The 20,583-nt window shown below is 38.8% G+C and carries 14 protein-coding genes; 5 read left to right on the top strand and 9 right to left on the bottom strand.

The window, feature by feature from the left end; all coding sequences use genetic code 11:
• The first annotated feature begins 167 nt into the window (after positions 1-167).
• On the top strand, positions 168-671 hold the full coding sequence (locus MM214_RS04830; RefSeq protein WP_241292650.1) for a DinB family protein: 504 nt from the start codon (positions 168-170) through the stop codon (positions 669-671).
• 83 nt (positions 672-754) lie between these two features.
• Here MM214_RS04830 and MM214_RS04835 read toward each other — a convergent pair whose 3' ends face one another.
• From MM214_RS04835 to MM214_RS04865, 7 genes are read right to left on the bottom strand one after another with little or no spacing between them, the layout of a single operon-like run.
• Entirely contained in the window at positions 755-1,300 is a 546-nt protein-coding gene (locus tag MM214_RS04835; RefSeq protein ID WP_241292652.1) for a hypothetical protein, read from the bottom strand.
• A gap of 57 nt (positions 1,301-1,357) precedes the next feature.
• Entirely contained in the window at positions 1,358-3,280 is a 1,923-nt protein-coding gene (locus MM214_RS04840) for an OmpA family protein (RefSeq protein WP_241292653.1), read from the bottom strand.
• Between the two features lie 5 nt (positions 3,281-3,285).
• Positions 3,286-4,272: a PorP/SprF family type IX secretion system membrane protein gene (locus MM214_RS04845; RefSeq protein WP_241292655.1), complete on the bottom strand. Its 987-nt coding sequence runs from the start codon at positions 4,270-4,272 to the stop codon at positions 3,286-3,288.
• Positions 4,273-4,274: 2 nt separating this feature from the next.
• Positions 4,275-7,391: a T9SS type B sorting domain-containing protein gene (locus MM214_RS04850; protein WP_241292656.1), complete on the bottom strand. Its 3,117-nt coding sequence runs from the start codon at positions 7,389-7,391 to the stop codon at positions 4,275-4,277.
• Between the two features lie 26 nt (positions 7,392-7,417).
• Positions 7,418-9,622: a peptidase domain-containing ABC transporter gene (locus MM214_RS04855; protein WP_241292658.1), complete on the bottom strand. Its 2,205-nt coding sequence runs from the start codon at positions 9,620-9,622 to the stop codon at positions 7,418-7,420.
• Between the two features lie 4 nt (positions 9,623-9,626).
• Complete coding sequence (locus MM214_RS04860) at positions 9,627-10,808, bottom strand: HlyD family secretion protein (RefSeq protein WP_241292659.1); 1,182 nt, start codon at positions 10,806-10,808, stop codon at positions 9,627-9,629.
• 48 nt (positions 10,809-10,856) lie between these two features.
• Positions 10,857-11,090 (bottom strand): bacteriocin, encoded by a 234-nt coding sequence (locus tag MM214_RS04865; protein WP_241292661.1) that lies wholly within the window; start codon positions 11,088-11,090, stop codon positions 10,857-10,859.
• Between the two features lie 396 nt (positions 11,091-11,486).
• Between MM214_RS04865 and MM214_RS04870 the strand changes: the two genes are divergently transcribed.
• The 4 genes from MM214_RS04870 (at position 11,487) to MM214_RS04885 (ending at position 15,591) form a co-directional block, all read left to right on the top strand.
• The gene (locus MM214_RS04870) at positions 11,487-13,361 is read left to right on the top strand and encodes a tetratricopeptide repeat-containing sensor histidine kinase (RefSeq protein WP_241292663.1); all 1,875 of its coding nucleotides are present in this window, start codon (positions 11,487-11,489) and stop codon (positions 13,359-13,361) included.
• A gap of 176 nt (positions 13,362-13,537) precedes the next feature.
• A complete protein-coding gene (locus tag MM214_RS04875; protein WP_241292665.1) occupies positions 13,538-14,497 on the top strand; it encodes a 2-hydroxyacid dehydrogenase in 960 nt (319 codons plus the stop codon).
• 177 nt (positions 14,498-14,674) lie between these two features.
• Entirely contained in the window at positions 14,675-15,148 is a 474-nt protein-coding gene (gene greA, locus MM214_RS04880) for a transcription elongation factor GreA (RefSeq protein ID WP_241292667.1), read from the top strand.
• A 50-nt stretch (positions 15,149-15,198) separates the two neighbouring features.
• Complete coding sequence (locus MM214_RS04885) at positions 15,199-15,591, top strand: HIT family protein (protein WP_241292669.1); 393 nt, start codon at positions 15,199-15,201, stop codon at positions 15,589-15,591.
• 302 nt (positions 15,592-15,893) lie between these two features.
• Here MM214_RS04885 and MM214_RS04890 read toward each other — a convergent pair whose 3' ends face one another.
• Together MM214_RS04890 and MM214_RS04895 are read right to left on the bottom strand one after the other, a co-directional pair.
• Entirely contained in the window at positions 15,894-17,330 is a 1,437-nt protein-coding gene (locus tag MM214_RS04890) for a TolC family protein (RefSeq protein ID WP_241292670.1), read from the bottom strand.
• Positions 17,320-20,568, bottom strand: coding sequence for an efflux RND transporter permease subunit (locus MM214_RS04895; RefSeq protein ID WP_241292672.1), 3,249 nt, complete (start codon positions 20,566-20,568; stop codon positions 17,320-17,322). Before MM214_RS04895 ends, MM214_RS04890 begins: the two co-directional genes overlap by 11 nt.
• Positions 20,569-20,583: the final 15 nt, after the last annotated feature.

The following is a 20,583-nucleotide window of genomic DNA, read 5'->3' on the forward strand; positions in this document are numbered from 1 at the left end:
AAATAAAACAGTAAATGAGGAAAGGATTTTTGGTATTTGACTTTTATCAATCAAGTCAAAAATCAAATGGGACATGATGCTTTAATGACGGGTATGCATCATGTTTTATTTCTGATACTTAATATGTCTTCAAATACCTATTTAATATTCACAAAAAATAAAACACCATGAAAGATTCAAATTCTGTTACATCCGCAACAAAATCAACACTTCTTATGACACAACAGCAACTCTTGGAGCATTGGCAGGGACACAGGGCCTTGACGAGGAGAGTGATTGAGGCTTTCCCAGAGGATGAGTTTTTCTCTTTTAGCATAGGTGGCATGAGGCCTTTTGCTATCATGATCAAAGAACTTATAGCCATTGCGGCACCAGGAGCAAAAGGTCTCGCTACAGACACTTGGGAGCAACTTGATGAGGAAATTGATCTTGGTCAAAGCAAGTCAGAGATACTTTCTTTTTGGGACAAGGCCACGGAGGATATCAATTACTGGTGGTCTCAAATTCCTCTGGAAAGGTTTCAGGAAGATGTACTTGCATTTGGGATGTATCAAAACAAGGGCTATTGCAATTTACTTTATTTCATCGACAATGAAATTCATCATAGAGCTCAGGCTTATGTGTATCTTAGATCCTTGGGGATAGCGCCACCTGCATTTTGGGAAAGATAATATAAAATAGATCATCTTTTCCCGATGCTATAGCCTGTCTCATCATTGCAAATGATAAATGATGAGACAGTTTTTTTCATACATCAGTTCGTTATCCTCATCATGGTAGGTGAACCGGTTCTTCTTATATTCCCTAGTGGGTTGGCATTGTTGTTCATTTTGTAAGTGAAGCTTAGCATATAAAACCTTCCTAGGTTATTGGTAACAGTTTGTTCTATGAAATTGACATCCGCTCGCTGGGCTACACCAATGTTTTGATTCAATAAGTTGTCACAGGACAGTTTTACCTCACCCATATTGTTTTTGAGTACAAACCTGCTTAGGGAGATGTTGAGTAGTGGTATGGACTCGTCAAAATCGGAGGTCTGAGAATTGTATCGCAGTAGATTGTATTTGGTATTGAAGCTGTATTTTTGAAGAAAGTTTAGTCCTAAGTCAGTACTATAGCTTTGATTAATAAATCGTTGATTTTGTTGGGGGTTAAAATTATAAGCGGTGTTTTGTCTACTAATATTGGCTGCTAAGCCAAAGTTGATGTATTCTTTCCAGGTGAAATCATACCTAAAATTACCTCCAAGATTTAAGATTTTGATTTGATCTTCCAAATCATTGAGTAGCGTAGAGATCATTACGATCAAAGGGATTGGGTATTATTTTTCGGTGTAATCGCGCTGGTTTCAAGTAATCTAATTTTCTAATACATACTCAATTTCAATCCTGTCATTTTCTATATGCTCGGAGTCGCTGCATGGTAGGCCAGGTATACAATCATTGAGAAGCTTCGTAGAGCCAAGCCCGATGGCAGTTATCCTTGAGGCTTCGATCCCTTTTTCTCTCAAATAGGCTTTCACTGCTGTGGCTCTTTTGTCGGATTTCCGTTTATTGGCAGCTGGAGTACCGCGGGAATCTGTATGAGCTAGTATCTTTATCTTCAGCTTTGGGTTATGGTTCAGTGTCAGAAATAAAACATGTAGCACCTCTTCAATTACCTCCAAAGATAGCTGGTCTTTGGAGGTAAATCCACTATTGAAAAGAAGCTTTGAGTCAGCCTTGATTTTGTTCAAACCCAGATTCAGTTTTGTATTGATGTCAAGGCTATCTGGTAAATCAATTTTTAATACTTCGAAACCTGCAACAAGGAGATATTTAGCTTCAATACTGTCTTTTAGATCATTTTGTAGCGATAGCTGAAGTTCACCATTACTGTTGGTGAGGATTTCTTTGCTTTCAATTGTATTGGAAATATTAACTTTCTCATCCCGAATGGGGGTGTTGTACGCCATGTCAAACAACCTCACCTGAATGATATCTTGCTGATTAGAAGCATTCTGTAAGTAGTACAGATCATCATCACCGCTTCTGTTGGAACTGAGTACAGCTATTTCTTCATCTTCTTTCTCATATAATCCATAAAAAAGATCATCCCCATGAGAATTGATTGGTGGAGATAGATTTTCTGGATTGCTATATTGATTATCGGTGATTTTGGTGCTAAATATATCATATCCACCATATCCACCTTGCCCATTACTCGAAAAATAGAGAATACCTGCCTTTACAAAAGGGCTTCGTTCATCTTGTTTACTATTGATTTTTGATCCCAAGTTTACAGGATCAGACCACTTGAGATCCCCCAGATACTTGACGCTATACAGGTCCAATCCTCCACTACCACCAGGCATATCTGAGGAGAAGATGAGCAACCCTCTTTCTTCATCCCAAAACGGATCGATCATTGCGAATTCCCTTTTGGATTTGTTGAAGAGTTTTTTCTCAGGACCATATGAACCATTCCTTAATTTTTCTCTGAAGAAAATTTCTGGAAATGAGGCATCTTCATCTTTCGAAAGTAGTTTTTTGATACCTGAAGCTTCTTCAACTTGACTTGCCGCATAGAATACAAATTGGTCTGAAAAGGTAACACTGCCATGTTGGATCTTATCTTTGATAAAAGGGACTTGTTCTACAATGCCATCATTTTGACCTGATGCTTGTCGATAGGCCTTGAAACTTAAGCTTTCGTAGGGATTTCCAGTTCCAGCAAAGAATTTGTTTGGTCTATTGGAGACAAAATAGTGATACCCATCATGTATCCTTAACCCAAAATCACGGTATTTAGAATTCAAATTTGTGAACGTACTCAATTCATCAACGATTCCACTATTGACTTGATTGAGGTTTTTTTCGATAACCATTTGCATTTTGGTCAGCTCTTGATTTTCTAAAGTTATCCTATTGGTAAATTTCGCAAACTGATATAGCGTCTTAGCCTGCTCAAAATCCCCAAGTCTTACCAATGATTCGAAAAATGGTATGATGTCCTCTGTAGAAAGCTCATAGTTAGACCTGAGGTAGGAGTAGCCTTCTACAGCAGCCTCAAAATTCTTGATTTGATATTGAGAATGGGAAAGACCCTGAATCGCTTCTTTGGTTTCTTTTATCTTCAAGGAAGACTTGAAGTGATCTATCGCCAAAAGATAGTCGCTATTTTGAAAAGCAATATTTGCTTCGGCAATTTTCCTTTTTTCCTGAGTTTGTAAAACTTGGGCATTGACAAACCCTACTGAAAAAAGGAGTATAGTGAGTATGTATATTTGAAAACGTTTCATTTTTATTAGAAGTATTTTGGGGAATAGATCCGTCTTCTTTTTTCAGGAAATATAAAACCTATTGATACATCATGGGTAGTGAATGCACCCACGCTGATTCCGTTGATCTGGTGATCGTAGGCATAGCCTATTCTCAATCCATTGGTCATCCAAAATTGAGCTATAGCAACTACAGCACTACTATTTCGAAGATTTTCTGAATCTACTCTATTTGCATAATCTATAGCTCTTCTATAGGTCAATCCTAGCCAAAGTTGCTCGTAAAACAGGAAGGTTGAACTAAAATCAATGCGCCCAGGTGTACGAAAGTCATCCAGCACAAGCAGGGTGTTTTTCATAGTGACTTCATTGCTTAGGTCAAACCAAAAGCCAGTATACAGATTGATATGGACATCATTATTAATAAGGAAGTCACCTCGGTCAGGATTGGTGATGAGTGAGCCAATATTTTCAGCACCTAAACTGAAAAAAAATGTCTCATCATAGTAGAATAATCCAGCCCTTAATTCAGGATAGAGGAAGTTAGTATTGCCCGAAAGACTGGCAGGATCCTCTGGATCTATGCCATCGAGTAGTGATTCATCCAATCGGGAATTGATAAGGCCCAAACCTAGCCCAAAGCTTAGGAACTGTTCCTCACCAAGCTGAAGGTGATAGGCGATGTTTGATTGGAATGTGTTTGTTCTATTTGCGCCAATTTGATCACTCATCACGTACATGCCTATGCCTAATTGGCTTTTTTCTAGAAATCCATCAGCAGAAAGTGCCATGGTCGTAGGACTTCCTTCTATACCCGTCCATTGAGTCCTGTAATAACTTTGGATGTAGAGCCTTTCTTTGTAGCCAGCATAGGCAGGATTGATAAATATGGGGTTGAACATGTACTGACTGAACTGAGGGATTTGTTGACCATAGCTATCCTCAATGGTCAAAATGAACATAAGTCCAGGAGCAATCATGCTTATGAATAGTTTGATCAAGTTGCTTTTCATGGTCATTTGATTAAGGTTATGTATCCGTTCAAAATCACCTCTTGGCCATCAGGCTTTCTCCCTTTGATTTGGTAGAAATATGTGCCCGCATTCAATCCATCACCAGCCCAATCATTTTCGTAATTGGCTGATCTGTATAGTTCAATTCCGTACCTGTTGAAGATCAAAACTTCCCAAAATGCTAAAAAGCTATCTAATCCTTGGGTTTTCCAAGTATCATTTCTTCCGTCACCATTAGGAGTGACCATATTTGCTATTTTATATTCCAACTGATCATGAGCAACACTGGAGGATGCTAATACCGTAGGAATGGAGCTACTGTCATCTATCAGATAAGCGGTGTTTACAACTGAGGCTGATGCTTGTGCAGCCCTCACTTCAAATGATATTGAAGTACTTTCTCCACTTGCCAAACCTGGTATACTCCATCGAAGCGTCTGGGTAGCTTGGTCGAACTCAACTTGGGTCGTGCCACTTAGAATTCTCACAAAGATTACTTCCTCTGGTAAAGTGTCTATTACGATCAAGTTTGATTCGGAACCAATCTCATCTCCAGTGTTGAGAATCTCTATCTGGTAGGTAAATACTTGATCTATTTGAACGTTGGGCTGGGAGACCGTTTTGAGCATTTCGAAAGACAAGTTGATGTCTCCATCTCCATCATCACCTACTACAGGCACAGGCTGAGTTTGATCAGATTGAGTGTCAAAATTATCACCAGATACCTGTGCGGCATTAGAGACTTGTGTAGCACCATCTTGCACCATTGCTTGAATGCTATAGATTCTAGAATCTCCAGGAGCTAAAGTTTCCAAATTCCAATGGATATTTTGCCCATCAATATCACCACCGTCACTTGCAGCTATGGCAATCAATTCTACAGGAAGAATGTCCAAAATGTTAATGTTCAATGCAGGAGCTTCACCAGTATTGGTTATTGTGATTTCATAGTTAAGAATGGATCCGACATTGATTTCACCTTCATCTGTCAGTAATTTGGAAATGTTCAATGTGGTGTTTTCATCCTCGATAGGATTTTCTCCGTCTCCATCATCATTTCCAATCACAAGAACTTCTACTGTATTTGAACTGATGATTTCTGTATCAGATTGAATTTGACCAGTGGCAGTGTTTGGGATAATGGTGTTCATTGGAATATCATCAACAAGTCTTACGGTTATGGTCAAAGTGATGGATTGATTTACAGCTAAAGCATTGATAATCCAATTTACCGTATGGTTGTCAAGTAGTTGCACTGTACTGGATGAAGCTATGTAAGTCACCAAATTTGAAAGCACATCTGTGATCACAAGGTTTGTGATAGGCAATGTTCCATCATTTGTAACGGTGATTGAAAAAGTGACTGTCTCGCCAGCTTTAGCTTCTAGTTGATCTACCGATTTTTCGATAGAGAACGTCGTACAATCGGCGGAAAATGTCAGCGCTGTGGTGAATGTTTGTTGCAAAGATTCGCAGTTGCTGTTGATCGTCACCACCAAGTATAGCATTTCTAGGCTTGTACTTGGGTTTATATTACTTATCGTAAGTGCTCCATTCTCTGCAATTGTAAAAATCGCACCCTCAAATGTTGAGCCATCATTGATTTCATTGATTTGGTCTTCATCAAAAAACCAAGAGAAAGAAACTTCTGCCTGATCATCAGGGAAGCCAGATGTAAAAGTAGGAGTGAGGGTTACATCATCTCCGGCACAAATGTTTTGCTCATTTCCAGTGATAGTTAATACTACTTCATCAAGTGCCTCCTGAACATTGATTTCTATAGGCAATCTTTTCGATTCTAAGTCGCAGACAGGATCATAGGCAGACACATAATATGTTTTTGTATCAGTGATCTCCTCGGTTACAAATGGAACAGCACTTGGGTTTTCGGCTAAAGGAATACCTTCTGTCTCTACTTCATACCATCTAAGGAGCAAGCCGTCTGGTACGTTGGCTGTCAAGGATGCTGTTTCTCCTGTACAAACCAAAATAGGGAGTAGTTCGGGAGAAATTTCTGGTGGGTTGATGCTGAATGCTATATGAGCCAGTTGAAGTGCTGGAAGTTCGACTAGTCCTGCATTCCCTCTTGCATAAGATACAGATAACCTATCCACTGGGCCATTTACTACAAATGGCACCGATACATATTCTCCATTTTGTAATAAATCAATAGCTTCCTCCGAAATCAAATCAGAAAGTTTCTCTTCATACTGCAAACTGTTCACCTCAAAGCCTCTTATCGAGACTCTTTGAAGGTCAGCGGTTCCAATGTTTTGGTCACTAAATTTAAATGTCAATTCAAATGTTGTGTTTCCATCAGAAGTTTTAGATAGCGTTACAAACTGCTCTATGACTGCATTTGAATTGTTGGATGTGAGGTTTAGTTCTGAGTATGAAGTGGTGCCTGGTTGTAATATATTTTCGACATCAAAGGCAGGCTGTACTCCAAGCAAGTTGGATAGATTGAAGTTTTGTAAATTGATACCAGTAAATGCTGATGTAATGCAATCATGGTCTGGAGGTATGATAAACACACCAAATATATCAGTAGAAGCACTATTACCAAGCCCCAAAAGGGCACTGATTCTATCCGTCAGCCTAATACTTTGAAATTCCTGTTGTGGTCGGATTTGTACATAAAAGTTTCTTTCTTCGTCTACAACTATGCGAAGATTGTCACCCGCAAAGTCTTCTGGGTTGGCCGTAGAACCAGATAGAACAACTTGATTTCCATTTCTAGCTTGAACTTGCAAAGTGTGATTTCCAAACAACCCATTATCAAGTAGGCTACTCCCCAGTCCACCTGAAGTTCCTCCAAGAAGATTTTCTAATATATTGATATCGAAATCTACTTTTATAAATACCAGTGTATTGGCAGGTAGCACGCTTGGGAAACCCAATTCCAGCACTCCAGTACTAGCACCTATTCCTAGAGCTACACCCGTGCTTGAGGTGATTCGAGCAAAGGTATTTAGGTTCTCATCTATTGCATTTAATGCGTTATTTACATTTTCTTGAAGGGGAATCTCTAATGCAAATTCCCTATCAAATTGAGCATGCGACCACAGAGGAGTGATCAATAGTGAGAACAAGAAAAGGTATTTGGTCAAGTGGTTCATTCTTGAAGTAGTTTAGCATAAGGCAATCAACTGTTGTCTTCTAGTTTGTAATCAGGCATTTGTTTTTTCCACATTTCATGGTATACACCTTTGTCAGCCATCAGCTGCTCATGAGCTCCTGTTTCGATCAGTTGCCCTTGGTCCATTACAAGAATCTGATCAGCACCTACTACAGATGATAATCTGTGTGCTATCATAATTACCGTTTTTCCTTGATCTTTGAGGTTGTGAAGGGTCTTCAGGGTGAAGGCTTCTGATTCAGAATCCAAGGCAGATGTAGCTTCGTCAAAAATCAAAATGCTAGGGTCTTTGTACAATGCTCGTGCTATAGCGAGTCGCTGACGCTGACCACCAGACAGACTTACACCATTTTCACCTATATATGTTTTGAATCCTTGTGGCAAGGCTTCTATAAATGTCAAAATTCCAAGGTCTTGACAGATGCTAAGCACCCTGTCCATGTCAGGGTAGAAATCTCCCACAGCAATGTTTTCCACTATATTTCCTGCAAATAGATGGATCTGCTGTGGTACTACACCGATCATTTTTTTGAGTGATCCACTGTGAATGTATTCTAAGTTTTGATTACCAATGTACACCCTTCCAGAGGTAATTGGATATACTTTTTGGATGATAGATGTTAGGGTAGATTTTCCAGAACCTGATTGACCAATGATAGCTGTAAACTTTCCAGTTTCTATTTCAAGGTCAAGTCCATTGAAAACCTGATTTCTGGATCCATAGCTGAAGACGACATCTTTGAAAGCGATATTGCCTATTTGACTTTCATCCAATTGGATTTTTCCTTCATTGTCATCAGTCTCAATATCCATAATTTCAAAAAGCCTATCAGCAGCAATCAAAGAATCTTGAATAGTCTTGTTCATACTGATAAAGGAAGCTACAGGTCCAGTGAAATACCCCATGATAGCATAGAAGGAAAGTAATTCACCAGCAGTCAATTCATTTTGCAATACAAATGAAGTTCCTATCCATAGTAATGCGACAGTGAAGACCGAAGTCACAAGTCCACTTAAGTTACCAATCCAAATGGAGTTAGTTCCTGATTCATAGATGGATTTCAGCAAGTTGATAAACCTACCTTCTGTCTTGATATTGGTATAATCTTCTATTCCAAAGCGCTTGATAGTACTTACAGCATTGAGTGACTCTACCAATTGTGCTTCCAAGTCGGCGGAGTTCTCCATTAGCTCTCGCTGAGTTTTCTTGTTTACTTTATTGGAGAAAATGTAAATAACAATATACAAAGGGATGACCACGATCATCAAAAGTGCTAGCTTCCAATAGAAGATAAACATTAATGTGAATGAAAATATCAAAACAAAGATGTTAACCACGAAGCCTACGATTACATCATTGATAAAGGCTCTGATTTTCACTGCATCGTTGATCCTAGAGATGATTTCTCCAGTACGCATATTATCGAAAAATTGCTGAGGGAGATTGAGTAAGTGCTTGTAATATCCCAAGATCAGTTTTGCATCTATTTTTTGACCAGTTTGTAGGGTCAGTATTCCCTTGAAATGTCCAAGGATAGCACTAAAAAGAATGATGCAAATCATCAATACGCCCATCAAGTTCAGCAGGTTGCCATTGTCATTAGGAATGACGTTGTCGATGATCTTTTGGATATATAGAGATGTGGCAAGTCCAAGGATCACAGCGAATACTGAACCAATCAAGATTTGAGTGAAGATGAAGGTGTACGGCTTGAGTAGAAACCAAAACCTTTTGGCTACACTGTATTTTTCATTTTTTTCCTCAAAGCTTTCACCAGGCTCAAGTAGCAAAATCACATTGGTCCAAATGGTGAAGAAGCTTTCTGCACTCACAGTCTGTATCTTGCCATGGGCAGGATCCATCATGGTGACTTCTTTTTCGGTCGTTTTGAGGATGACTACATAATGGTGTAGTCTGCCTCTTACTACTACGTGAGCAATACAAGGTCCAGGTAGCTCCGCAATTTGATCATCACTTACTTTTACACCTTTGGCATCAAAACCTAGTTGTTTGGCAGCTTCGATCATACCAAGGAGATTTGTGCCTTTTTGATCTGTGTAGGCTATTTGTCTGATTTTAGCTATCGGAACTTCCAGTTTATAGTAAGCTGATACTGCGGCTAGACATGCTGCTCCACAATCAGTCAGATCATGCTGCTGTATTTCTGTTCTTTTGAAATCTCTATTTTTGAAACTACTGAATCTGAACATAGACTTACTTATTGGCTAAATTTGGATTGACCCAATCATCTACTTTATCGAATAGCAAATTGATGATTCTCCTTCTTGTAAAACTAAATCTTGCTTGTACCGTCATGCCTTTCAGTAGCTGACCTGTGTAGCCATTTTTCAACTTCATTTCTTCCTTGGGCAGCTCACACCTGATTTTGAAATAAGGTTTGCCATCAGGCTGAATAAATACATCATTGGAAATGGATTCAATCTTCCCTTCCAAGAATCCCCATTCGTTGTAATTGAATGCATCCACTTGAAATTTCACAGGGGTGTTTGGATTGATGAAGCCTATATCTTTTGGCTGCACATATACTTCTGCGATCAATGCACCATCAGGTGTGATTTCAGCGAGGGTTTCTCCAGCAGCTACACTTGCTCCAGGATACAGTTGCCTGATGTCCTGAATATATCCATCTATCGGTGATTCCACGGAATAGAACTTGATCTCCTCATCAATCTGTACATTTTTTGACTGAAGGTCTTGAAACAAGAGCCTGATTTGATTCAAATTGGCTTGCCAGTAAGCTGCCTGCTGAGAGTAAGATGCAAGTACGGTGTTTTTTGCTCTTTCATATGCTTGTTTGGACCTATCAAACTCTGCCTCGGCAATAGCACCAGATTGGAACAGTAATTCTGATCGCTTGAACTCTTTCTTTGCCAGCTCAAACTGCTCTTTGATGTCGTTGAGCTTTTGGAAAAAGAAATTAGCCTCTTGTTGGAAATTAGGATTGGATAATCTGGGAATATTTTCCCAGTCATATTTATTGGTCTTAGAAATCAAGAAATTCAAATCGCTCATTTGTGACTGATACTCTTTGACAAGCCTTTTGGTACTTTCTGATTTTTCATCCAAAATATTGGTTTTCACAGAGAAGATTTTTTGGCCTTTCTTTATCCGTGAATTTTCTGATACAAATACAGAATCTATACTTCCTGTGACAATGGAGCGTAATTGATTTCTGTTTTCTACGGACTTTATCATTCCTACACCTTGTACATTGACATCTACTTTGATGACGAAAATGCCTACAAAGATGGAGATCAACAAAACGAGAACTACTTGATACAATATGATAGATTTTGAATCATATCGCTTGAAATAATAGCTCGTAGTACTTTCCAATATCTCGGGAGGAAATATGTCGTTGTGGTTCTTTTTCATAGCTATAAAAATTTGGGCTAGCGGTAAATTACCGCTAGCTCTGGGTGATTATTGGCTGCTTGTACTACTGAAGATACCGATGTCACTGAGGCTCAATCCTACATTTAAAGATGATTGATCACCTTCTTGAGAAGTTGATGATAAGTTAAGGTTGATACCTATATTTCCAATAAGTGAAGCTTGTGACGAGGAAGTTCCACGTCTATTTAGTCCCAAAAGACCACCTAATAATCCTCCATTTACTGTTTTCAATTCTTCTGAAGTCAATTCTTGGAATTTCATGTTGGTTAAATTTAGTTGGTTGTTTCCTACTCTTTTTTAGGTTTTCGGATCACCCTGTTTGATTGTAGTTATTGGGATTTACGAACTTGATTCCCTATTTGGATGATGTGAGAAGGCAATGAAAATGTAAATCACTCATCGTATTCATCAAAAGTGCAAGCTGAATTCCCAAAATCAACATCATAGTTGTGGTAAGTTTTGTAAAGAAAAAATGAACTTTGGTTAAGATAAAAATGAGTGATCTATAGAAGTTTAACTTTTTTCAAACGCTTATATCACCATTGACCATTTCTTGAAAATAATAATGGTTTGTTTTTAAAGAGATATTAAATCAAATGTTTTATTTTAGCCCAATCATTCCCAATTTCATTACCCCATTTTATCACCCGTCCGCACATGTTCTTGTTGCCCATTACAGTAATCTGTTCATTGGTATTGTACATCCAAACTTCAGGTATCACAGAACCAGAAACTAACAAAGTATTTAAACTGCCTAAAACCATTGAGGAAATAAATGCTTTGCATGACCATGCTTTTGATATTAGGGGAAGTCATCCCGATTCATTGTTTATATATGCCAATATCAACCTCAAAGCAAGTCAGGAATTGAATTATCAAAACGGTATAGCCAAAAGCTATACTCATATGGGTGTATATCATTATCAAAAATCAAATCATGGTAAAGCAATAGAATATTATCTAAAAGCAAAAAAGATTTTTGATCAAGAAAAGCTCTATGGATCTTCAGCAAGTACCAGCAATAATATCGGTTTGGTATATTTCAGGGAAGGGGATTATCCTTTGGCACTGAAGTATCATCAAGAAGCCATAGATATAGCCACGGACTCGGGGGACATCGTCCAAATGGCAAATTACAAGTTGAATAAAGCTTTGGCTATCAATAGGTTGAGCTCATTTAGTGAAGCTTTACCTATTTTCTATGAGGCGATTAGAGATTTGGAGCAAACAAAAGAATATGAATACTTATCGAATGCTTACCTAAATTTAGGTAATAATTTTGGTGCAAATGGTCAATTGGATTCAGTGAAAAAATATTTTGATAAGGGGCTTGAAGTCGCTGAGAAAACTTCTGATTTTGAAACCTTGTCCTACGCATATACAAGCCAAATAAAATATTATGTAGTCACTGAAAATCCACGAGCAGCGCTAGATTATGCAGAAAAATCTCTCTCAAATGCTTTAAAATCAGGCTCTATTTTCAATATTTCAGATGCTTATCATACCATTTCTACTTTACAAGAGGATACTGGTGATATAGAAGGAGCCTTGCATAGTTTCAAAATGTATTTTGAATACAAGGATTCATTGAGAAAAAATGAACAAACGCTGGAAATAGCCAGATTGGAAGGTAGTAAGATCATAGAACGGGAAAAGGAACTTTTTGAGTTTGAATTGAAAACAAAAGAAAAAAGCAATCAACAAAAGGTTTTGATTATCATACTTCTTGTAATTCTTACGATTACATTGGTGACGCTATATTATGTCGTTTCAAAAAATCTAAAGGGATCTAAAAAACGTAATCAGATATTACTTCAGAAAAACAAAGAAGTAAAGAAGCTTGCAAAAAATTTGAAGAAAATGAATGATCATCAACATCAGATTTTTAGCATCATTGGTCATGATCTAAATGGTCCAGTAAGTTCTCTGGTGACTGTGGCTGACCTGATCAATGAAAAACAATTGAGCGAAGAAGATTTACTGGAGATCATGCCTCAATTGAGTTCTGAGATCAAAAGAGCAAAAATTACCCTAGAAAACTTGCTGCATTGGGCACTCAGCCAAAAAGAAGGCGAGTCCCTTAATCTTATCAAGTTTAAGCTGAGGGAGTTGTTTGTCGAGATCGTGAATTCTCTACAGTATGCCATAGATCGAAAAAAACAGCTAATTGAAATCAAAATGGATGAGGAGCTCTATCTAGAAGCTGACAGACAAATGATTCAGATATCGTTGAGAAATTTGATATCAAATGCTATCAAATTCACTCCTGAAGGAGGAATGATTAAATGCAAGGCTTTCAGAGATGGGGAGCTATTGAAAATTGAAATCGATGATAATGGAATCGGAATGGATCATTTCACACTTTCTAAGTTGCAAAACAATGACCTGATATCGAATTATGGTACCAATAATGAAAGTGGTACAGGTTTGGGATTGGCCCTTTGTAGAGGTTATGTCGAAAAAAATGGCGGGACAATGCATATTCAAAGTGAGATCAATGTTGGTACAAAAATCATATTGGAATTTAGGTAGATTTTAAAAGCAAATTAAAAATCTTGAGCCCTAAAGGAGAATAGTAATCATCATGTTTATGAGTTGATTATAATCTTAACTGATTTTTTTGAATAGTGGAGCAAAATCAAGCATGATGATTGATTGTATGAAATATATTATTTTTAATGTTTAGAACCATTTGAAAGAAATTATCCATGCAAAAGCGAGTTTTGATCATCGACGAGATGCACGAATCAATCATCCCCTTATTGACAAATGAGGGGTTTTTGGTGGATTACAAACCAAAAATCAACAGGTCAGAAATCTTGGAAAGCATTTGTGCTTATGATGGATTAATCATAAGATCAAAGACGCCGATGGATAGAGCGTTATTAGAAAAGGCCGAAAAGTTGGAGTTTATAGGTAGGGCAGGGGCTGGTCTTGACCAAATAGATCTTTCCTATTTGGAAGAAAGAGGAATCAAACTTTATAATGCTCCAGAAGGAAACCGTGACGCTGTGGGAGAGCAAGCCATTGGCAGTCTGCTTGCGCTTTTCAATCATGTCAAAAAAGCGGATAGGGAGGTTCGAAAGGGGATTTGGGATAGAGAAGGCAATAGAGGAGAGGAACTTTCAGGTAAGACAGTTGGAGTTTTTGGCTTTGGCTATATGGGGCAAGCCTTTGCGAGGAAACTATTAGGTTTTGATGTGAAAATTCTGGCTTATGACAAATACAAGAAAGGATTCGGAGATGGCTTCATCGACGAAGTAGATTTAGAAGAATTGCAGAAAGAGGCTGATGTACTTAGTATTCATGTCCCGTTGACCTCAGAGACCAGAGGCTTTTTCAGCCTAGATTTTTTACAGAAATTTGCAAAGCCTATATACCTAGTCAACACAGCAAGGGGAGAAGTGATTAGTTTTGAGGTTCTCAATGAAGCATTGGAAAGTGGGATTATAAGAGGAGCAGTTTTGGATGTATTGGAAAATGAGAAGTTTGACACTTTTTCGATCAGCCAAAAGAAGTCATTCGAAAAGCTTGCGCAAAGGGAAAATGTCTTGTTCAGTCCACATATAGCTGGATGGACATTTCAATCCTACGAAAAAATAAATCAAGTCTTGGTGAAGAAAATCAGAATCGGAAGCACGAAACAAGAGCATAATAATTTCAGTTAACCAACAAGCCTAAGTTGACGAAGATTTAAGGTCGAAGGATGATTTGTAGAATATAATTGCATTCTCTATTCAATCTTTGTATCTTTGTGATCAACATAGCGCAATAGCATAAGAGAAACGGTTTCAATTTTGAGACCGTTCTTTTATTTTTCATAGCCATAGAAAAAAATAAAAAGCATGGGAAAAGTACAATATTATACAGAAGAAGGACTGAAAAAATTGAAGGATGAACTTCAAGACCTGAAAACAAGAGGTCGTCAAGACATTGCAAAGCAAATTGCAGAAGCAAGAGACAAGGGTGATTTAAGTGAAAATGCAGAGTACGATGCAGCCAAGGATGCTCAAGGTCTCTTAGAGCTGAAGATTGCTAAACTAGAAGCTGTAGTTGGTAATGCTAGAGTGATGGATAGTGCAATGATGGATGCTTCCAAAGTGGGGATTTTGTCAACGGTGAAGATCAAAAATGTCAAAAATGGTATGACAGTAACGTACACCCTTGTATCAGAGGAAGAAGCAGATCTCAAGGCAGGAAAAATCTCTTTAGCTTCACCTTTTGGCAAAGGATTGAATGGCAAATCAGTTGGTGAGATCGCTCAGATCAATGCGCCTGCAGGTGTATTGGAATTTGAAGTGTTAGAAATCACTTATTAATAATTTTACTTTCCCGATGGTTTACCTTCGGGATTTTTTATTTTTGAACTATGGCATCAATATTTACAAAAATCATCAATAGGGAAATCCCCGCAGAAATCATCGCAGAAGATGATCACTTTATAGCATTCTTGGACATCATGCCTTTGGTCAAAGGTCATGTGCTCGTAGTACCAAAGCTGGAGGTGGATTATATTTTCAATCTTGAAGACGATGTACTTGCAGGTTTGCACATATTTGCAAAAAAAGTAGCTAAGGCTATTGATAAAACCATCAAATGTACTCGTGTAGGTGTGGCTGTGATAGGTCTTGAAGTTCCACATGTACATATCCATCTTGTACCACTCAGGACAATGGATGATATCAATTTTACTCGACCAAAGCTAAAACTTAACCCAGAAGAATTAAAGGGAATTGCAGACCTTATAAGGACAGGATTTTAGGAAGAAAAAAAAACCGAAAGGGGTTAAATATTCAGAATCCCCGAGTTTTGACTCGGGGATCAAAGATGAAAGTCAAGGTTAAAAGCACCAACCCCGTAGGGGTTGATTTTCTTGAAAGAAGTTAAGAAAAGTGTCAAGTAATTCCAAGAAACAACAAAGAATCAAAAGGTAAGAATTCTTTCTCTCTAGTCTCTAGCCTCTTGTCTCTTATTTCCCGTCTCTTATTTCTTGTCTCTTATCTCTTGTCTCTTGTCTCTTATATCTTGTTTCTTGTCTCTTATTTCTAATCTCTTCCCTAAAATCTAAACCCCACCACCTAATGCTCTGTACAGACTTACTTTGGCATGGAGCTGATGGAGTTTGATTTCTAGAAGTTCCATGTTGGCCTCCAAAGCCTCTCTTTGGGTGAGTAAGACCTCCATGTAATCAGCCCTTGCGGCGTTGAATAGGTTGTTGGATATAGCTGTAGATTTATTTAATAGGGCGACTTCTTTAGATTTTATATCAAAACTTTTATTGTAATTCTCAACCTTATTGAGCTGATTTACCACATCTACGTAGGCCTGTAAGATGGTCCGTTCATAATCATAAATAGCTTGAATCTGTTTAGCATTAGCATTGTAGTACACCGCTTTGATGGCGTTTCGATTGACAAGTGGAGCCATTAGATCTCCTGCAAGCCCATATAGCAGTGAAGCAGGATTTATGAGAAAGGATGGATTGAAAGCTTGGAAACCTATACCCGACTGGATCCCAAATGATGGATAGAAATTGGCTTTGGCAACCTTCACATCGAGTTTTGAAGCTGCAAGTTGTAAGTTAGCTTGACGAATGTCTGGACGGTGTTCAAGTAAATCTGAAGGTAGCCCACTTTCAATTTCGGCTGTGTCGTAAGTGAGAAATTTTGACGAGTTTCTTTCAATAGGTTGAGGAAACCTTCCTACAAGGAAATTGATTTTATTCTCTGTTTCTACAATCTTTTGCCTGACTTCGAATTGAAGATTCATGGTGTTGAGTACTTGAGCTTCGAAGCGATTCACGGCAAGTTGAGTCACTTTAGCAGCTTCTTTTTGTTGTTGAATCACTTGAAATACGTTGGATTGAATCTGCACGTTTGAGTTGATGATCTCTAGCATATTGTCTAAGGCAATCAATTCATAATAAGATTCAGCAATTTCAGCAACTATATTCGTGATCAAGAAATTTTTGCCTTCTACAGTAGCCAAATATCTTGTAAGAGCAGCTTTCTTAGCATTTCGCAATTTTTTCCACACATCTACTTCCCAGGAAGCATAGGCTCCAAACATGAAATCAGGTACTGGTTCAGGGAAATGTACACCGGGTCTAACTTCCAAATGATGCTCAACAGCTCCTTGAGGAGTATAGCGTGCAGCTTTATCAAAACCTGCACCTGCATGAAAGCTGACAGAAGGTAGATACTCACCTTTACGAGCCCTAATTTCATTTTGATCTATGATGATATCTTGCAATACCATATTGAGTTCTTGGTTGTTGCTGAGAGCTTCATGGATGAGCAATGATAAATTTGGATCGTCGAAATAAGACTCCCAATTTATGGGATTAGGAATGTCCGATGTGGAAGGTTCATTTGTTACCCCATAATTCGCTGGAGTCTCATTATTCACTGTTTTGGAAGGTAAGTCCAAACTCTGACAGCCAGAGAATGCTAATAAGTTTATTTGAAGGAACATTATTCCTATAGTTAGCTTAAGCTTCATGATTGCTTCTTTTAAAGTTGGTGTTTTTGAGGGCGAGTTTGAGGGCATGGAATTTCTTTCTCCATTTGCTCGCTTCATTGGAAGTGACAAAATCTTCGCTGAGAGGATTGTGGTCTTCGTCTCTGATGAGCTTACGACCGTCAGCAATACTACCAAAGATGTAATACAGTCCAGGAACGAGTACTACACCAAATAGTGTCCCGAAAAACATCCCTCCAAGAGCAGATGCTCCCAGGGTTTTGTTGCCTACTGCACCTGCGCCAGTAGCTATCACCAAAGGAATCAATCCTGCCATAAAGGCAAAGGAAGTCATGAGAATAGGTCTGAACCTAACCTTGGCCCCAGCAATAGCTGCATCAAATACACTTGCCCCTTCCAATCGCTTCTGAATCGAGAACTCTACGATCAAGATGGCATTTTTTCCTAACAGACCTACAAGCATGATAAGCCCTATTTGGGCATAAATATCATTGGCCAAACCCATGATTTTCAATAAAAGGAATGAGCCAAATACGCCCAGTGGGAGAGAGAATACCACAGCTAGCGGAATGATAAAGCTTTCATATTGCGCAGCAAGCACTAAGTAGACGAATATCAAGACTACTACGAAAATGTATATGGCTTCATTCCCTCTTCGTGATTCATCATAAGATAGACCTTCCCACGCTATGTCATAGCCGTTAGGAAGGGTTTGTTCAGCTACTTCGGTAATTGCTTTGATGGCATCTCCTGAGGTATATCCTTCCGCAGGTACGCCTCTTATGGATGATGAGGTGTACAGGTTGAACCTCGTGATTTCATTGGGGCCATGCTTTTTCTCCATTCGCATAAATGCTGAGTATGGGACCATCTCACCATGTTCACTTTTGATATATAGATCAAGGATATCTTTAGGGAGTTTTCTGTATTCCGGAGCAGCTTGTGTGTATACTTTGTAGAATGTATTGAACCTCACAAATCCTTGTTCATAAGTACTGCCTATCAAAACATCTAGATTTTCCATTGCTTTACCGATGGATACACCTTTTTGCATTGCTAACTCATTATCAATGATCAGGTCAAACTGCGGATAATTTGCGGCATAGAAAGTGAAAAGCCCAGACAATTCTGGTCGCTTGTTCAGCGCATTCATGAATTCGGTATTGACCTGGTCAAACTCCTGATAGTCAACCGTACTGTTTTTGTCAATCATTCTCAAAGAAAAACCATCGGATGATCCATATCCTGGTACAGCGGGTGGTTCAAAATACTCAATAACAGCACCAAGATTGGCTGTTTTTTCTTCTAATTCTTCTATGATTTCTGAGACATTATGGTGACGTTCAGACCAATCTTTGAGGTTGATCATACATGTACCCGCATTAGATCCGCGACCTTCTGTGAGGATTTCGTATCCTGCTAGTGATGATACTGATTGTATGTCATCGATCTCTTCTGCTATGGATTGAAGTTGTCTTGATACTTCATTGGTGACTTCTAGTGTAGAGCCGGGAGGAGTCTGGATGATGGCATAGATTTGTCCTTGGTCTTCATTCGGAATAAAACCTGTCGGAAGTGCTTCACTTACTGCAAATATTCCAAAACCAAATGCCAAAAGGACGGCATAAGTGATTACCCTTCTATTGACTATCAAAAGTAGGAGTTTAGTGTATTTGTCAGTAAGCTTGTCAAATTTCCCATTGAACCAATTGATAAAGCGCGTCACAGGGGAAAGGTGCTTCTCCTTACCATGATGATGGCTTTTCAAAATCATAGCACATAGCACTGGTGTCAATGTCAAAGCAACTACGCCGGAGAGTACAATAGCACTAGCCATGGTAATTGCAAATTGTCTGTAAAAAACACCAACAGGACCAGTCATAAATGCTACCGGTACAAAGACAGCCGTCATCACTAGGGTAATAGCAATGATGGCACCGCTGATCTCACCAAGAACTTTTTTTACTGCATAGAAAGGAGACAGGTCCTCCTCACTCATTTTGGCATGTACTGCTTCGACTACTACAATGGCATCATCTACTACAATACCAATAGCCAAAACCAAGGCAAATAAGGTGATCAAATTGATGCTAAGACCAAACACCTGCATAAAGAAGAATGCCCCAATCAATGAAACAGGCACAGCGATCAAGGGAATCAAGGTGGACCTCCAATCACCCAAGAATAAAAACACTACAATAGCCACCAAAATAAATGCTTCGACTAAGGTGTGAAGAACTTTATCGATGGAAGCATTGACAAACTTGGATACATCATAGTTGATTTCATAAGCCATGCCTGGAGGAAAATCTGCTTCCATTTCCGTCAGTTTTTCCTTTACCAAACCGATCAGTTCACTAGCATTGCTTCCAAAGTTTTGCTTCAGGACAATAGATGCAGCTGGGTAGCCGTCTTTATTTGAATAAATATCAAAAAATTCACTACCAAGCTCTACTTCTGCGAGGTCTTTAAGTTTCAATATTTCACCATCAGGGTTGGCTTTTATGATGATTTGTTCATATTCCTCTGGTTTATTGAATCTTCCAGAGTAGGTTAATACATATTCTAAAGATTGAGCTGTCTTTCCAGAAGCCTGCCCTAACCTTCCAGGTCTACCAATTACACTTTGTTCATCTATCGCATTTAGGATTTCCTCAGTGGAAATATTGTATGCTCGCATCCTGTCTGGTTTCAGCCAAACCCTCATGGCATATTGCCTACTTCCAAGTATCTGTGCTCTGCCCATGCCACTGATTCGCTGAAGCTCGGGGAGCAAATGGACGCTGGCATAGTTATAAAGGAATTTTTCATCAGCATTTTTGTCCGTACTGTACAAGTTGACATACATCAGCATGCTTGGTTGGATCGGTGTGATTACGACTCCTTCTCGCTGCACTAGTGGTGGTAGATTGTTCATCACTTGATCTACCCTTGTCTTTACATTGACTACTGCTGCATTGGGATCTACATCCGGTTCGAAGATGATCTGAATGGTGGCCTCACCTGCACTAGTAGCATCTGAAGTGATGTATTGCATGCCTTGGACACCATTGATAGCGCGTTCTAATGGGATCAAGGTAGTATTCACGAGCACCTCGGCACTTGCACCGGGATAGGCAATAAAAATATTAACCCTAAGAGGTGCGATTTCGGGGAACTGAGATATAGGTCGCGAGAGGATCGCAAGTATGCCCAGAAATATGATAGCTATCGAAATGGTAATCGACAGCACTGGTCTTTGAATGAATTTGCTAAACATGTGATTTTCTTTTAG

The organism is Belliella kenyensis (assembly GCF_022549675.1).
Lineage (GTDB): Bacteria > Bacteroidota > Bacteroidia > Cytophagales > Cyclobacteriaceae > Belliella > Belliella kenyensis.

What these genes read in the sequence shown, in the direction of transcription:
- MM214_RS04830 (WP_241292650.1), top strand. Translation starts at nt 168, where the DNA reads ATGAAAGATTCAAATTCTGTTACATCCGCAACAAAATCAACACTTCTT.
- MM214_RS04835 (WP_241292652.1), bottom strand. Translation starts at nt 1,300, where the DNA reads ATGATCTCTACGCTACTCAATGATTTGGAAGATCAAATCAAAATCTTA.
- MM214_RS04840 (WP_241292653.1), bottom strand. Translation starts at nt 3,280, where the DNA reads ATGAAACGTTTTCAAATATACATACTCACTATACTCCTTTTTTCAGTA.
- MM214_RS04845 (WP_241292655.1), bottom strand. Translation starts at nt 4,272, where the DNA reads ATGAAAAGCAACTTGATCAAACTATTCATAAGCATGATTGCTCCTGGA.
- MM214_RS04850 (WP_241292656.1), bottom strand. Translation starts at nt 7,391, where the DNA reads ATGAACCACTTGACCAAATACCTTTTCTTGTTCTCACTATTGATCACT.
- MM214_RS04855 (WP_241292658.1), bottom strand. Translation starts at nt 9,622, where the DNA reads ATGTTCAGATTCAGTAGTTTCAAAAATAGAGATTTCAAAAGAACAGAA.
- MM214_RS04860 (WP_241292659.1), bottom strand. Translation starts at nt 10,808, where the DNA reads ATGAAAAAGAACCACAACGACATATTTCCTCCCGAGATATTGGAAAGT.
- MM214_RS04865 (WP_241292661.1), bottom strand. Translation starts at nt 11,090, where the DNA reads ATGAAATTCCAAGAATTGACTTCAGAAGAATTGAAAACAGTAAATGGA.
- MM214_RS04870 (WP_241292663.1), top strand. Translation starts at nt 11,487, where the DNA reads ATGTTCTTGTTGCCCATTACAGTAATCTGTTCATTGGTATTGTACATC.
- MM214_RS04875 (WP_241292665.1), top strand. Translation starts at nt 13,538, where the DNA reads ATGCAAAAGCGAGTTTTGATCATCGACGAGATGCACGAATCAATCATC.
- greA (WP_241292667.1), top strand. Translation starts at nt 14,675, where the DNA reads ATGGGAAAAGTACAATATTATACAGAAGAAGGACTGAAAAAATTGAAG.
- MM214_RS04885 (WP_241292669.1), top strand. Translation starts at nt 15,199, where the DNA reads ATGGCATCAATATTTACAAAAATCATCAATAGGGAAATCCCCGCAGAA.
- MM214_RS04890 (WP_241292670.1), bottom strand. Translation starts at nt 17,330, where the DNA reads ATGAAGCTTAAGCTAACTATAGGAATAATGTTCCTTCAAATAAACTTA.
- MM214_RS04895 (WP_241292672.1), bottom strand. Translation starts at nt 20,568, where the DNA reads ATGTTTAGCAAATTCATTCAAAGACCAGTGCTGTCGATTACCATTTCG.